This window comes from Streptomyces gilvus (assembly GCF_022513565.1).
Classification (GTDB): domain Bacteria; phylum Actinomycetota; class Actinomycetes; order Streptomycetales; family Streptomycetaceae; genus Streptomyces; species Streptomyces gilvus.
Window position 1 is genome coordinate 113,203 of sequence record NZ_JAKWBE010000011.1, and the last position, 15,822, is coordinate 129,024.

A 15,822-nucleotide genomic window follows, 5' to 3' on the forward strand; every position below is an offset into this window, starting at 1 on the left:
GCTATTCGGCCGCCAGATGGCGCTGGGACCTCGTCCCCGCCATCCCGAATTCGCTGCCAAGGTCTCCACAGATCAGGAACTAATTCCCGCATCCTCGTCGCTGTAGTATCCAGCGATGAAACTGGCGTACAAGCGACTGAAACCCTCACTCCTGGGCAAGGCGACGGAAGCGTCCAGGTCACCCTGCACATCCAAACGGCGAACCTCTGATTCCAGCCGTGCAAACTCCACGGGCTCCCAATCACCTGTGGGCCAGTCGTCACGTCCCATCTCTTCGTGGCCTTCAGCCAGCTCCTCAGCACGCTCAAAAGCGCGACCGAGCAGGTCGAGGTCATCAGGCGCGCCAATGAAGTCCAGAACCTCATCCGCGAAAACCAGATGGTCAAAGATCTCAGCTCCAAACGGCGGGCCATCGGGGTCGTTCTCTTCCAGCACGCCGCGAAGAATTACCTTCAGTTCTGATGGGTTGGTTGCGCCAACACCCTCCCGCAAGAGATCCACGCCAGCCTGTGCCACCTGAGCGAGCGCCGCTCGCTCGTTCTCAAACCACGGAGAGAACCTGCGGTCTCGATGGAATCCGCAATACCGCACCAGAAGGAGCGCGCCCACTTTCATGCGATCGCCGCTTTGAAGCAGCTCCGCGCGCTCGACTGCTTCGTCGATATCACCCACGCCCAAACATCCTCTCACCCATGAAACCGAACACGCGGCCCAATGTCTTGACGCGCCCAGGGAACGTGTCTCCCACGAGTTCACCGCCACTGTCTCTGATTGCGTTCTCGCAGAATGCGCATATGTTGCGATTTGCCGCGCCGCCAAGGAATGTCCAGTTATTCTTTTCGATGTAATTCAGGGCCGTGACTTCGGCATGCCCTCGACCATTGGCCCAGACCTCTCCTGCCTTGCTGTCCAGTTGACCCTTGATCGCCTTGGGTACGTAAGGACGATTGGAAGCAACGACAGTCCGCACGTTCCCTTCAGTGTCACGGGCCATGACGACTGCCGTCGTGTCGTTCTTGTACGCATAGCCGCCGTCTTCAGCATCCGTTCGTAGCCCCTCATGCAGCTCCTTGGCCCGATCGTATGCCTGCTTGGCGTGGACGTTGCAGTTGTGGACGAGGAGAGGAGTGGTCCCTGCATCCACGTAGTACGTGTGCAGGCTGCCAATAGTCAGGTCGTATGTCGTGGTGTTCGCGTGGTACAGCCGGACACCGGTGACCTCGGCCGTTCCCGTCGGGGTCTGGAGGACGTCGCCGACCTTCAGGTCCTTGGCATCGACGAACGCCGACTGAGTCTCGTCGTAGAAGGGGTGGTGGAAGGTCGTGGTCAGGTGCGCGCCCTGCGCATCCGACGTGGTCCCAGGCGCGACCTTGGTGCTCTCGTCGGACACCGAGGAGACCGCCGCGACCGTCTTAGTCGCCTGCTCCTGAGCAGTGCCGTGACCGTGACTCGCCGCCAATGCGCCCAGTACCGCGGCCGACGCCGCCAGGCCGAACGCCGCCTTACGGGCGACCTTCTTGACCAACGACTTCGCCCCGGCCTTCGCGCCCTGTTTCGCACTGGCCTCGGTGGTCGCCTTGACGGTCAGATCAACGAAGTCGTGGTCGGTCTTCGTCACAATCACCGCGGTGACCTTGTGCGCCTCGATCCGCGCCGTCCCAGGAACCGAGTTCGAGATCGTGTCGCCGACATGGACCTGGTCGATCGCCTTGGTCGTACCATCGGCCATCAGCACCCTGGTACCAGCCGTGAAGCTGTGGCACTCCTCCTCAGATTGCGACTGACTCCGCGACCCCGCCCCCTCAGACTCCGCCGTAGCCGCCGCCGCGTCCGTGGCATCCGCAGCCCCCGACTCCCCAGCCTCCGCCGCCTTCCCGAACAGCCCGCCCACGACCTCCATCGCCTTCGGTGCCGCCTTCGCCAGGAGCTTGCCGCCCAGCGAGCCCAGCGCGCCGCCCACAGCCCCGGTCACCGCGCCCTCGACCGCCGAGCCCGCGAACGCGCCCACACTGCAGTCGCCGCCGCCGTTCTGGGCGCACTTGAAGCCCTGCTCGACCAGGGAGCCGGCCGCGCCCGCCAAAGCCGCGCAGCCGATCGTGCCCACCCCCCACGTCGCCGCCTCACAGCCCGCGAACACCGCCGTCGACACCACGATCGACGTGATCGCCGCCGCGTGGTTCTTGACGAACTTCGCGGTCGTCTTCACCGCCTTGACCGTGGCGTGGTACGCGGTGCGTGCCGCATGGGCGACCGCCTTCGCCGCCTTCTTCACGGCATGGGCGACCTTGTGCGCCGCCTTCTTCACGGCGTGGACGACGCGGTGCACCGCTCTCGACACCTTGTGATACGCCGTATGCACCGCATGGACGGCCGCGTGATAGACGCGTCTGACGTGCCGGACCGTGTAGTGGTACACCCGCCGGACCACCCGCACCGTCGCCCGGTACACGTCCCGCACCCGGTGCACCACCTTGTGCGCCGCGTGCTTGACCGCGTGGACGACCTTGCGAGCCACGTGCTTGGCCGCGTGGTACACGGCCTTCGCCACGTGCTTGACCTTCTTCGCCACGTGCTTGATGGCCTGTGTCTCGCACGAGCCTGTCCACCAGGAGCAGTGCCCCGACGGGTCGGTGCCCACCAGCGGGTTGTCGTCGACGTACGCGAACGGGTTCGCCGCCACCGAGTCCGGCGTCGGGCTCGGCGACACGCTGTCCTTGTTCAGGAACTCACCCGTCGCCGGGCTGTACCAGCGTGACGCCGTGCCGACGTCGCCCGTGCCCGGTTCCGTCCAGCCCGACTGGAAGCCCAGATGGCCGATCAGCGACGCCGTCGCCGTCACCTTGCCCAGCGGGTCGTACGTCGCCGAACCCGACAAGGACGTCGCACCCGACGTGAACGTCCCCACCACGTCGTCGTGCACGTCCGTCAGGGCCAGGGCGCCCGTCGACGCGCCCGTCTGCCTGACCCCGACCAGGCCGCCCGACGGGTCGTAGGTGTACGACGCGTCGCCGTCCGTCGCGATCGTGTTGTCCGCGCCCGAGTAGGCGAACGTCCGCGTCGTGGACTCGACCGTGTCCGTGTCGGCGATGTTCCGGCCCAGCGCGTCCAGCGTGTAGGACTGCGAGCCGGCCACGATCTGGCCACCGAACGCGTCCGTCTTGTACCCGACCGTGCCGCCCGCCGTCGACGACTCCTGCGTCATCGTGCCGCGCGCCGAGTACGTGTACGAGTGGGTGCCGTCCGAGGTCAGCTGGTCCCGGGCGTCGTACGTGTACACGTCCGAGCCGACCCGCACCCGGTTGCCCGAGGCGTCGTACTGATACGCCGTCGTGGCCGTGCCGTTGTTCCACGAGGTCAGGCGGTCCGACCAGTCGTAGCTGTACGTGTTCGAGGAGGCGCCCGTGACACCCGCCGTCGTCTTCGACGTCAGGTTGCCGTTGTTGTCGTAGCCGTAGGTGAAGCTCGACAGGGTCGACGCTCCCTGCACCAGCACGTCGTTCGACAACTCGTGCGCGCTGTTGTAAGAGAACGTGCGGGTCTGGCCGGTGCTGCCGTACTTGATGGTCTTGACGTTGTTCAACTGGTCGTACGTGTACGTCAGATGGGTGCCGCTCGCCGCGTCGTCCAGGGAGGACAGCCGGCCCGCCGTGTCGTAGCCGTACGACTGGGTTCCCGCCGCGTCCGTCCTCGTCAGCATCGAGCCGTCGTCGTTGTACGTGAAGCTCGACGAGCCCGCGGAACCGGTGGCGGTCAGCACGTCGCCGCGGTCGTCGTAGGTGAACGCGTCGTGCGTGGACGCCTGGTGGTCCACGGCGCCGGTCGTGCCCGCCTCGTCCGTGTCCGCCGACGTCACCCGGCCGTCGGCGTCGTAGGAGAAGCTGTGCCTCGCCGACGCCGCCTCCGCGCCCGAGCCGGACATCGTCTTCAGCTGGCCGTTGTCGTCGTACGTCATCGACGTGGTGACACCGCCGGGCGCGGTGGCCGAGGTGACGTTGCCGTCCGCGTCGTAGGCGAAGGTCGTCGTGGAGTCGGCGGCCGAGGTGTACTGGGACGTCGTCGGCTCGATCACCTTCTCCTGCTGGCCCCAGGGGGTGTAGCCGTAGCGCCAGGAGTTGCCGCGGCCGTCGGTGAAGCGGGTGCGGTTGCCGGCCTGGTCGTAGCCGAAGGACGTGGTGATCGAGGTCGTGGCGTCGACCGGCTCGACCTGCTGGGTGATGGTGCCCGCCGCGTCGTAGGTCCAGCGCGTGGTGTGCTGGTTGGCGTCCGTCGCCGCGACCAGGTTCCCGTTGCCGTCGTACTGCTGCGACGTGCCGTACAGGAAGGTGCCGTTGGAGTCGTAGCTGCGGGTGGCCGTGGGGTCGTCGTTGACGTTGTAGTCGGTGACGGTGTAACTGCCGTCCGCCAGCGTGGTCTTGGTGTTGTTGTCCTCGAAGTCGTAGCCGTAGGACGTGGAGTTGCCCGCGCCGTCGGTCACCGAGGTGACGTCGCCCGCCCGGTTGTAGGCGTACGAGGTCGTCACGCCGCCCGGAGTCTGCACCGACGCCAGGTGGGCGCCGTAGGGGTTGCCGGTGGTGACGGCGTAGGAGTAGTTCGTCGTCAGCGTGCGTGTCGACGGGTAGCGCTCCAGAGTCGTCGCCGTGGCCTGACGGCCCAGGAAGTCGTACGTCGCCTGGGTCTGGGCGCCCGTGCCGTCCGTCACCGAGCGCTCTTCGCCGTTGGCGTCGTAGACGGCGTGGGTCTTGGTGCCGTCGGGAGCGGTCGTCTGGGCCAGGTCGCCCAACTGGTCGTAGAGGTACGAGGTGGTCTTGCCGCCGGGAGTCGTCTCGCTGGTCTGGTTGCCCTCGCTGTCGTACGTCCAGACGGTCGTGCCCGCGTTGGGGTTCGAGGCGCCCGCCGGCGTGTAGGACGGGAGGGTCTCGCTGACCTTGTTGCCGTCGGCGTCGTAGGCCGTGGTGGTGACCAGGCCGTTCGGGTCCTTCTCGGCGACCGCCTCACCGAAGGTGTTGAAGCCGCTGTAGGTGACCGGGCGGACCGTCTGCGCGTTCGCCGCGATGCCGTCGGCCTCCGCCTGCACGGCCGGTGCCGTGGTGGCCGCGAGGTTGCCGGCCTCGTCGTAGTCGTAGTTGGTGGTGTGCTGCTCGGGGTCCGTCATGGACGTGGGCAGGCCCCGCTTGTCGTACGTGTACTTGGTGGTCTGCTGGTCCGAGGAGCCGACCGTGCCGCCGCTGCGGCCCTTGCCGTAGAGCGAGGAGATCTCGCTCGCCGACAGGGCCCGCTGGTAGGTCTGGACGTTGCTGACCGAGCCGTTCACGGCGTTGCTGACGGTGCCCGAGGCGGTCTCGGCGCCGCCGATGGACAGCGGGCCGGAGCCGGTCCACGGCGCGGGGTTGCTCGCGCTGCCCGCGAGGGCGCCGTTGACGTACAGGTTCATGGTGCCCGTGGACTGGTCGAAGACGCCGACCAGATGGGTCCAGGTGTTCAGCGCGGGGGCGGCGGAGGCGTAGGCGTTGTAGTACGCCGACGGGGTGCCGGAGGAGTCCGAACTGGGCGCGATCAGGCGGAAGACGCCCTGGCTGGAGGCGTACTGGAGGTAGAAGGAGGACCGGTTGGTGCCGCCCTGGGAGACGAAGGTGCGGAACGTGGAGGTGTCCGACAGCTTCACCCACGCCGAGACGGTGTAGGAGGCGCTGGTGTCCAGGACCGGGCTGTTGGTGGCCACGATGTCGCCGTTGCCGCTGGTGTCGCCGCTGAACTGGGCGGCGTCGTCCGACCAGGTCACACCCGGGCCGGCGGTGGCGGTGTTGCCGGTGCCGGAGGCGTCGGTGACGCTGCGGCCGCTCGTCTGGTTCAGCTTCCACCAGCCGGCCGGGTGTCCCGAGGCGTCGCCGTACAGCGTCTCGCTGAGCAGGTTGCCCATGTCGTCGTACGTGTCGGTGGTGGTGCGGTCGTAACCGGTCGCGTCGTGGTCGTTCTCCGAGGCGACCTGGTCGTCCGGGGTGTACGACACGGTCGACACGCGGTCGACTCCGGTCGGGTCGACGGTTGTCGACGTCGTGCGGTCGGAGGCGTCGACGGTGTAACGGGTGACGTTCTCGCCGTTGTCGGTGGTCTGCGTGAGCAGGTTGCCGGCCGCGTCGTAGGTGTCCGACTCCAGGGTGTAGGTGCTGCTGCCGTCGGAACTGGTCCTCTTCACCGTCGCGGTGAGGCCGTCGTCGGTGTAGGTGTACGACGTCTTGTTTCCCATGGCGTCGGTGACCGAGGCCAGCCGGCCTGCCGGGTCGTAGGCGCGGGAGGACTCGACGAGCGAGGTCGCGGTCTGCGGGCTGACCGGGTCGCCCGTGTACATCAGGGCCTGTGTGAGCAGGTTGCCGTTGTCGTCGTAGGTGTAGTCGGTCTCGTTGCCGGCGCTCGTCACCTCCTCGGTCTTGTTGCCGGAGGTGTCGTAGGTGTACGTCGTCGTGTTGCCGTACGACGTGCCCGCCGCGACGTTGGCGTCGGACTGGGTCCACAGCCGGTCGTAGGCGTCGTAGGTCTGCGTCTCGGTGCGCGAGGTGTCGCCGCCGCTCGCGTCGGAGACCGTCTGCGAGAGGACGTCGCCGTCGTCGTCGTAGACCGTGCTGGAGACGGCCGCGTGGGTGGCGCCCTGCACCCGGTCGGTGATCTGCGGGTCGCTCTCCCTGGTGACCTGGCCGTTCTTGTCGTACGTGTAGCTGGTCGTCAGTCCGTTCGGGTAGGTGTCGGAGACGACTTTCTGGCTGAGGACCTGGCCCACACCGTCGTAGGTGTACGACGTCACCAGGCCGATGGCGTCCGTGGTGGAGGCGACGTCGCCGTTGGCGAAGTACGACACGGAGTTGACCGCGCCGCCCGGGCTGACCGTCTTCACCGGCAGGCCCTTGGGGACGACCCCGCCGTCGGCGGACGGGTAGGTGCTGGTGCCGTCGCTGTAGACGGTGGTGGTGGCGCGGCCGTTGGGGAAGCCGGGCACGGCCGGGCCGGTGACGACGGTCTGGTTGCCCGCCGAGTCGTAGGTGTACGACGTGAGATACGTGGTGTCGGTCGCGGACGCCGAACGGCCGTCGCGCTCGGTCAGCAGCTGGTCGTTGCGAGGATCGGCGGTGGTCAGCTGGGCCGTCGTGTCGTCCGGGTAGTACGTGTAGTACTCGGTGTTGCACTTGTTCGCGACCTGGTCCTGGCAGTTCGTGGACGAGACGACGTTGCCGCGGACGTCGTGCCCGGTGGTGGTGACCGCGCCGTTGGGGTCGGTGACGGTGTGCTCGAAACCGGCCGTGTCGTAGCCGAAGCTGGTCTTGTTGCCCAGACCGTCCGTCTCGGTCAGGGCGCGGTTGCCGTTGGTGACGTCGTACGTGTAGGTCAGCGTGGACGTCGTCGGCGAGGTCACCTTGACCGTCTCGACCGGGAGCAGGCCGGTGGAGTTCTTGGCGGCCTCGACATGCGCGGCGACGTCGGCGGCGGTGAGCGCGGTGTGGTAGAAGGCCGCGTCCGCGATGGAGCCGGTGAAGTGGCTGACGTCCCCCGGCGAGTTGATCCAGCTCTTGGCGAAACCGGCGCCGAGGTAGAGGTGGGTGTAGGTCTGGTCGGCCGGGGTGCCGGAGTAGCTGGCCTGCTTGACGCCGTCCAGGTACAGGGTCTGAGTGGCGCCGGAGGCCGTGAGGGCCACGTGGTGCCATGTGTTGTCGGTGACCGTGCCGGTCGAGCCGAACGCGGTCGAGCCGGAGCCGCTGCCCGAGTAGTAGTGGCCGTGCAGCTTGTTGTCGGAGCCGACGTACAGCAGGGGCGCCCAGGTGCCGGAGGTGGTGGTCGCGCCGGATATCGCCGCCGACTGGGCGCCGACGATGACGCCCTGGCTCGCCGTCTTGAACCAGAGTTCGAGGCTGCGGTCGCTCGTGCCGAACTGCACGGAGGTCGGCAGTTCGGTGTACGAGGTGCTGCCGTTGTAGGTCGTGGCCTTGGCGTCGCTGAACGGGCCCGTCGCACCGAGCGTGACGCCGCTGTACGTGCCGTCGCCGCCGTGCACCTCGTTGAGGGCCATGGTCGCCCCAGCCGCTTCACCGAGCCGGTAGTAACCGGCGGGAGCGGCGCCGAGCACCGCGCCCCGGTAGGTCTGGCTGGAGCCGGTGACCGTGGGGGCGGCGAGCTTCCAGACGCCGCCGTTCTCGTCGGTGAGCTGGGTCAGCGTCGTGGTCGCCGGGTCGTACGTCATCGCGGCGAAGGTCTTGCCCGAGGGCCGTTTGACCGAGGTGAGCAGGCTCGCCGAATGAGTGCCGTACTGGTAGAGGGCGTTGACGTCGGCGGCGACCAACGGCCTGCCGTACCAGGCGACATCGGCGATCGAGCCGGTGAAGTACGTCGCGTAACCGGTCGGGTCGCTGCTGTTGCTGTGCCCCTCGTCCGGCCAGTCGCCGCCGAGGAATCCCGTGCCGAGGTAGTTGAAGACCTGGTTCTTGCCGAAGGCCACCGCGCTCTTGATGGAGACGGTGCCGGTGCGCGAACCGACCTTGGTGTTGTCCAGGAACAGCGTCTGCGAGTTGCCGGCCGCGCTCAGCACCACGTGGTGCCACTTGCCGTCGGCCACGGACGCCGAGGACACGATCGGGTTGATGCCGCCGCTGTACCAGAACTCGGCGTTCAGCTTGCCGTCGGTGCCGACGTAGATCGACGGCGTGTAGAAGCCGGCGGCCAGTCCGGAACCGATCGGCTGGGAGGCGTAGGAGTAGAGCACGCCCGGTCCGGCCGAGGTCTTGAACCACAGGGAGATCGCGCCCGAGTCGGTGTCGTTGCCGGTGTTCTTAGGCAGCGCGACGTCGGAGGTGCTGCCGTTGAAGGAGGCGGCGGTGGAGGAGGAACCGGTGAGCGGACCGGCCGCTCCGAGCGTCACGTTCTCGTACGTGGCGTTCTTTGTGCCCTCGTTGGCGAGGATCGCGTCCTTGGCGGTCGTGCCGGAGCTCTCGGTGAGAGGCCAGGCGGCGCTCGGGTCGAGGTCCAGGGAGGCGTTCTGGTACTGCGAGCCCGTCGTGTAGCCGTACGCCGTGCACTTCGTCGTCGACAGCGGGGCGCACACGGTCGAAAGTTGGTCGCCGGTGTACCCGTAGGTCCAGGTCAGCGCGGACGAGGAGTCCTTGGGGTCGACCAGGTCGGTGGTGACGGTGGCGACGTGGGCGGCGAGGGCGCCGGCCGGGGTGGACCAGGCGAAGTTCAGGGAGCGTCCGGAGACGGCGGACTTCATCCTGGTGACGTGTCCGCTGGTCCAGGTCAGCGCTATGGCCCGCCCGTTGGCGTCCGTGACGGAGGTCAGGCCGTAGGCACCCGAGCCCAGCGAGGTGGTGAAGGCGTAGACCGTGTCGTCCTTGTCGGTCAGGCTGTAACCGCCACCGCTGACCGTGGTGAACGTGGCCCAGCGGCCGGACCCCGGCGCGAAGGTGCCGTCGCTGTTCTTGCCGTAGCCGACCTGGGATCCGTCCGGATAGGTGACGTTGACGCTGGTGACGGCCCCGGAGGCGCTGTACTGCTCGGTGGCGCGGGAGTCGAGGATGGAGGACCAGCCGGCGCCGAAGGCCCCGGTCCAGCGCGGGTCCCGGGAGTTGTAGTCGCGCTCGACGTCCAGGGACGGGCCAACGGTCGAGATCGAGGCGTCCGTGTCGGAGGTGGTGTAGTTGCCGATGGACGCGTCGAAGCCGTGGTCGCTGCTGTTCTGGGACAGCCCGGAGGTGATCACGGGCTGGGGTACCTGGACGGACAACTCGTAGGGATCGGCGGGCGAATACAGCCCGGTCGCGGAGTCGTACGCCTGTACCTGCCAGGTGTAGTTCTTGCCCCAGGCCAGTTTCCCGGACGGCACGGTCCAGTCGCCGGTGGAGACGAGGCCCGAGTCGGCGACCAGGGTGTTGTTCGCGTCGTAGACCTTGAACTGGTACTGGTTGCCGCTGCCGCTGGTGGAGTTGGCGCCGCCCGCCCAGGCGGTGAGTTCCGGGGTGGTGGTGCCGACGACCGCGTTGTCCGCGGGGAACTGCTCATAGAGCTGCGGGGCGGTGTTCCCGGTGTAGTTGACGACGATGTACGGGCCGAGCGAGGGGTCGTTGAACGATCCGAACTGCTTCCAGTGCAGGGCGTCGCTGGTCGCCGCGTACACCGCGAGGCCGTAGTCGGCCGTGGTGCCACTGAACCAGCCCTGGATCGCGGAGGTCGACAGGGAGACGCTGACCCAGTCGCCGACGGTCCGGACCGCATCCTTGTTCGCGCAGGCGTTCGGTACGGTCGGGGTCGCGCTGCCGATGGAGGAGCCGTAGGTCGGGCCGGGGTAACTCGTGACGCCCTCGGGCGTCCATGCCTTGGTGACCAGCGCTACATCGAACTTCTCGGCGGTGCAGGTCGATGCCCAGGTGTCGAACAGGTGCAGCGTGGCCGAACTGACGGTCGCGCCGCTCGCATCCCAGGCCGTGTCCCAGTGGTTGACGTAACCGGCGGCGGAGTGGGTGCCCGAGTCGTAGGAACCGACCTTGATCGTCTGCTCGTAGGAGTGGTCGCCCGCCGAGCCCGACTCCGCGTACGTGGTCGTCCAGCCGTCGGTGACGGTCGGGTCGACGGTGACGGGGAAGACGCGGTGCGCGTCCGTCAGCCAGGCCTCGTCGAGACTGACGCTCAGCGCGTAGCCGCTGCCCTCGCGCACGAGGGTCGTGGTCACGTCGTGCGTGGTGGCCGGGTCACCGGAGCGCGGATCGACCTTCGAGTCGTAGGCGTACGACGAGGGGACGCGTTCGACGGTCCTGCCCGCGGCGTCAACCAGGACGATCGAGCCGTCCTTGCCCTGGACCGGGACGAGTCCCTTGAGGTGGAGCGGGAAGGTCCAGGAGTGCGCGGCGTCCGCGGAGTGCAGGACCACCGCTTCCTTCACGCCGGTGGCGGTGGGGGCCACCTGGAGGTCGGTGTCGGTGAGGACGTCCCGGTAGGTGACACGGGAGCCGTCGGCGGTGCCCTTGACGGCCTGGGCGTCCTTCAGCCCGTAGGCGACGGAGTGCTGTGGGTCGGGGGCGAGGGAGACGAGGCTGGAGTCGTCGGCCTTGGCGGCGAAGTCGACGTCGACGGAGTTGGCCTTCTCCTGCCACCGGCCGTCGGGCCCGGCCCGCACGTCCACGTCGATGGGCGCCCACTTGCCCTTGGCGGCCCGGTAGTTGACGGGCGTCGGGTAGATCCGTCGGGTGGTGGACCCGTCGGCGTTGTCGTACACGGTGTCGGTGCGGGAGGACTTGGCCGCGTCACGCTTGCTGGTTCTGGCGTCGAACCTGGCGACGCCGGCGCTCTTACCCTGCTTCACGGCCGCCCGGTGCGCGCGGTAGGCGGCGAGTTCGCCCTTGCCCTTGCCCGGCTTGTGTCCCGCGCCCTGGTGCGCCTCGGTCGCCCGGGCGGAGACATGGTGCCGCTTTCCGCTCGCGGTGCCCGACTTCTCCGTGGGCAGCCGACCCCAGTGGGGGTCCTTCAGCCAGGCCGTGAGGGAGGACAGGCTCGGCATCGAGAGGTGCACGGAGTGCAGTTCGGCCCCGGCCGCCATCGCCGACTGCGTTGTCCACATGCAGGCGAACACGGTCAGCAGGAGCACCGCGACACCGCGTCGGGCGCGCCGTGTACGGCGGGTGGAGCGGACACGGCTGAAGGGCCGAACGCGCACGAGTGGGACTCCCCCATGTGAATGACGACAACAGGGCGGCCCGCAACGCCGGTTGACGCACTGACAGAGAGGCCACAGAAAACGGAGAGATCTTGCCCCTTGTAAATAAAGAGTGAATAGAGCAAAGAAGCGGTCTTGGACGGTACTTGACCACTCCTTGCTGAACCTGTCCGGCTTCGCTCTGAGCGCCCCTTTGCTCCTTTCGGAAACTTTTGCAGTTTTTTTGACGAGGACGCATCAAACGTTCACGTGCCGGGCGATCCGGTAAGAAAGTGAGCCGAGCCGGTAAGGACGTGAGCCGAGCCGGTAAGGAAGCTCAGCGGGCCCGGAACCGCGCGGGGGCTTCCGTCGGGTTGCCGCCGGCGGGCAGTTTCTGGCCCGGGCAGGTCTCCAGCACCTTTTCCATGGCGGACTTCTCGGCGGCGGTCACCCACAGCCCGTACTTCCGCTTCACGGCGACCTGACCTGCGACATAGGCGCACCGGTAGGCCTTGTTGGGCGGCAGCCAGGTCGCCGCGTCGCCGTCGCCCTTGGAGCGGTTGGTGCTCGCGTCGACGGCTATGAGGTTGAGCGGGTCGTTGGCGAGAGCTATCCGCTTACGGGCGTCCCAGTACTTGGCGCCCTTCTGCCAGGCGTCGGAGAGCGGGACGATGTGGTCGATGTCGACGAGGCTGCGGCCGCGCCGGTAGGTCACCTCCTTGCCGGAGTAGGGGTCCGACGGGAGCAGGCCGTACGACACCTTGCAGTTGCCGCGGGTGAACCTCACATCCTCGAGGTCCCGTTTGAGGATGTCGTCGCGGGTGTCGCAGTCGCTGGAGTCGGTGTCCGCCCAGGCGGTGCCGAAGCGGTCGCGGGCGTAACCGGTTCTCGGTGCCCGGCCCTTCACGGTCAGCGACGCGGCGGCCTTGAGCGCGGCCCCTCCGGCGCCGGTCTTCTGCGCCCCGTTCGAGCCCGTCCGCGTCTCCGCCTTGCATCCGGCGACGGCACACACCAGTGCGACGGCGACCGCGGCCCCGCCCCTCAGACGCATCACGATGCGCCCCTCCCCTGTCTCCTCCGTTCGGCCCCTCTGGGTGCGCCTTCCCTGGTACGGCGCCGGGCACACCGTAGCCGCAGGGCGTGCGGGGGCACTCATGAGGTCCAGACCACCAGCGACTCCGGTGGGCATACCACGCATATGGGTCGTATCGTCGTTGCTGAGTCACCTCCCCAAGGAGCTCTGTATGGGCATCTTCGACAGGTTCAAGAGCAACCGTCAGCTGCAGGACAAGGCCAAGGACATGTCCGACGCCGCGGAACGGAAGGCCAACGAGAGGACCGGCAACAAGTACGAGAGCCAGGTCGACGACGCGCAGCAGCGGATCGAGGGTCAGCTGGGCATGGACCGCGACCGGCCGGACCAGCCGTAAGGACCGGGCCGTCCGCACCCTCCGCGGACGGCCGGCGGCGCGTCAATCGCCCCCGGCGGCAGGCGGGTTGAGCGTCCGGGCGTGTGCTGGCAGGCTCCCGCCATGGATCTGGGACTCGCGGGGAAGACGGCCTTCATCACCGGGGGAAGCGCCGGTATCGGGCTGGCGATCGGCCGGGCGCTGCGGGAGGAGGGGGCGGAGGTCACCGTCTGCGGACGGGATCCGCGGCGGCTGAAGGAGTCGGGGCTGCCCGGCGTCCAGGCGGACGTCGGCGATCCGGAGGCGCTCGCCCGGGCGGTGGACGAGGCGGCCGAGCGGATGGGCGGGCTCGATCTGCTGGTGGCCAACGCCGGTGGAGTGCACGGGGGCGGGCTGCTGGACTCGACGCCCGAGGACTGGCTGCGCACCTACGAGTTGAACGTGCTGCACGCCGCCCACGCCATCCGTACCGCGGTACCGCACTTCGAGCGGCGCGGCGGTGGCAGCGCGCTGGTCGTGGCGTCGATCACGGGGTGGAAGCCGGGCCCGAAGTCGTCGTACGCCTCCGCGAAGGCGGCGGAGATCCATCTCGCCGCCACGCTCGGCCAGGAGCTGGGGCCGCGCAACATCCGGGTGAACGCGCTCAGTCCGGGTTCGGTGCTGTTCGAGGGCGGGGGCTGGGCCTGGTTCCGGGACAACCGGCCCGAGCGGTACGAGGCCTTCGCGCGCGAGGACTTCCCGCGCGGGCGGCTGGTGGAGCTGTGGGAGGTGGCCGACGTGGCGTGCTTCCTGCTGTCGGCCCGGGCCGGCGGGATCAACGGCGCCAACATATGCGTGGACGGCGCCCAGGATCACCCGAGCGCCGGCCGGTTCTTTTCCTAGAAGTCGTTGCCTACTTGGGGTCCCGGTAGAAGTCGTTGCTTACTTGGGGTCCCGGTCGAACACCGACGTCGACCAGACGTATCCGAGGACCGCGAGGCCGACGCACCAGGCGACCGCGATCCATCCGTTGTCGCCGATGTGCGTGCCGAGGAGGAGTCCGCGCAGGGTTTCGATGGCGGGGGTGAAGGGCTGGTACCGGGCGATGGGCTGGAACCAGCCGGGCATGGAGTGCAGCGGGACGAAGGCGCTGGACAGCAGCGGCAGCAGGATCAGCGGCATCGCGTTGTTGCTGGCGGCCTCGGCGTTCGGGCTGACCAGGCCCATGCCGACCGCGATCCAGGTCAGCGCCAGGGCGAAGAGCACGATCAGCCCGAACGCCGCCAGCCATTCCAGGACGCCGGCGTCGGTGGAGCGGAAGCCGATCGCCACGGCGACGGCGCCGACCAGGACCACGCTCATGACCGACTGCAGGACGCTGCCGACGACGTGTCCGACGAGGATCGAGCCGCGGTGGATGGCCATGGTGCGGAAGCGGGCGATGATGCCCTCGCTCATGTCGGTGGACACCGACACCGCGGTGCCGATCACGGTGGAGCCGATCGTCATCAGCAGGATGCCGGGCACGAGGTAGGCCAGGTAGGCGGAGCGGCCCGCCCCCGCGCTCATCGCGCCGCCGAAGATGTAGACGAACAGCAACAGCAGCATGACCGGGGTGAGCAGCAGGTTCAGGGTGAGTGAGGGGTAGCGCCGGGCGTGCAGCAGGTTGCGGCGCAGCATCGTGGAGGAGTCGCGGACGGCGAGGGAGAGGGAACTGCTCATCGGGCGGTCTCCGTGGTCTTGTCGGTGTCGGTCCCGGTCGCAGCGTCGGTCCCGGTCGCGGTGTCGGTGTCGGTCCCGGTCGCGGTGTCGGCCCCGGTCGCAGTGTCGGTCCCGGTGTCGGTCAGGGCGAAGAAGACGTCGTCCAGATCCGGTGTGTGCACGGTCAGTTCGTCCGCCTCGACGCCGGCCGCGTCCAACCAGTCCAGGACGGCGCGCAGTTCGCGCTGGCTGCCGTCGCTGGGGATCTGCAGGGCGAGGGCCTCGTCGTGCCGGGTGGCCTCGCCCAGGGCCGCGGCGGCCGCCCGGTAGGCGGCCGGGTCGTTGAAGCGCAGCCGGATGTGTCCGCCGGGGATGAGCCGCTTCAGCTCCTCCGCGCTGCCCTCGGCGGCGATCCTCCCGTCGTGCAGGACGGCGATGCGGTCGGCGAGTTCGTCGGCCTCGTCCAGGTACTGGGTGGTGAGGAAGACGCTCACCCCGTCGGAGACGAGTTCGCGGATGATCTGCCACATGGTGTGCCGGGAGCGGGGGTCCAGGCCGGTGGTGGGTTCGTCGAGGAAGATGATCCGGGGGCCGCCGACCAGGGTCATGGCGATGTCCAGGCGGCGCTTCATGCCGCCGGAGTAGGTGGAGGCGGGCTTCTTCGCGGCTTCCACCAGGTCGAAGCGCTCCAGCAGCTCGGCGGCCACCCGCCGCCCCTCACCGCGGGGCAGGTGGTGCAGGTCGGCCATGAGGAGCATGTTCTCCTCGCCGGTGATCAGCCCGTCCACGGCGGAGAACTGTCCCGTCACGCCGATCGCCGCGCGCACCGCCTGCGGGTCGGTGGCCGGGTCGTGGCCGCCGACGCGGATCTCGCCGCCGTCCGCGCCGATCAGCGTGGAGAGGATCTTGACGGCGGTGGTCTTGCCGGCGCCGTTCGGGCCGAGCAGGGAGAAGATCGTCCCCGCGGGTACGGCCAGGTCGACGCCGTCGAGCACGACCTTGTCGCCGTAGGACTTGCGCAGCCCCTGCGCCGCGATGGCCAGGTCGTTCATGAGAAGTGCCCCCTCTTGT

General features: G+C 68.5%; 7 protein-coding genes. 2 read left to right on the forward strand and 5 right to left on the reverse strand.

Annotated elements, in window-relative coordinates:
- Positions 1 to 72 precede the first annotated feature (72 nt).
- The 3 genes from MKW14_RS18920 to MKW14_RS18930 form a co-directional block, all read right to left on the reverse strand.
- Entirely contained in the window at positions 73 to 672 is a 600-nt protein-coding gene (locus tag MKW14_RS18920) for a hypothetical protein (protein ID WP_240863712.1), read from the reverse strand.
- Entirely contained in the window at positions 665 to 11,683 is an 11,019-nt protein-coding gene (locus MKW14_RS18925; RefSeq protein ID WP_308314609.1) for a LamG-like jellyroll fold domain-containing protein, read from the reverse strand. Before MKW14_RS18925 ends, MKW14_RS18920 begins: the two co-directional genes overlap by 8 nt.
- 316 nt (positions 11,684 to 11,999) lie before the next feature.
- On the reverse strand, positions 12,000 to 12,713 hold the full coding sequence (locus MKW14_RS18930) for an HNH endonuclease family protein (RefSeq protein WP_276621232.1): 714 nt from the start codon (positions 12,711 to 12,713) through the stop codon (positions 12,000 to 12,002).
- A 193-nt stretch (positions 12,714 to 12,906) separates the two neighbouring features.
- Between MKW14_RS18930 and MKW14_RS18935 the strand changes: the two genes are divergently transcribed.
- Positions 12,907 to 13,092 carry an antitoxin gene (locus MKW14_RS18935; RefSeq protein ID WP_133045916.1) on the forward strand — a complete coding sequence of 62 codons (186 nt, stop codon included), beginning with the start codon at positions 12,907 to 12,909 and terminating at the stop codon, positions 13,090 to 13,092.
- 102 nt (positions 13,093 to 13,194) lie between these two features.
- Entirely contained in the window at positions 13,195 to 13,953 is a 759-nt protein-coding gene (locus MKW14_RS18940; protein ID WP_240863716.1) for an SDR family NAD(P)-dependent oxidoreductase, read from the forward strand.
- Between the two features lie 39 nt (positions 13,954 to 13,992).
- Here the strand turns inward: MKW14_RS18940 and MKW14_RS18945 are convergent, their stop codons facing one another.
- Positions 13,993 to 14,772 carry an ABC transporter permease gene (locus MKW14_RS18945; protein WP_240863718.1) on the reverse strand — a complete coding sequence of 260 codons (780 nt, stop codon included), beginning with the start codon at positions 14,770 to 14,772 and terminating at the stop codon, positions 13,993 to 13,995.
- Entirely contained in the window at positions 14,769 to 15,803 is a 1,035-nt protein-coding gene (locus MKW14_RS18950) for an ATP-binding cassette domain-containing protein (RefSeq protein WP_240863720.1), read from the reverse strand. Before MKW14_RS18950 ends, MKW14_RS18945 begins: the two co-directional genes overlap by 4 nt.
- Between the last annotated feature and the right edge of the window lie 19 nt (positions 15,804 to 15,822).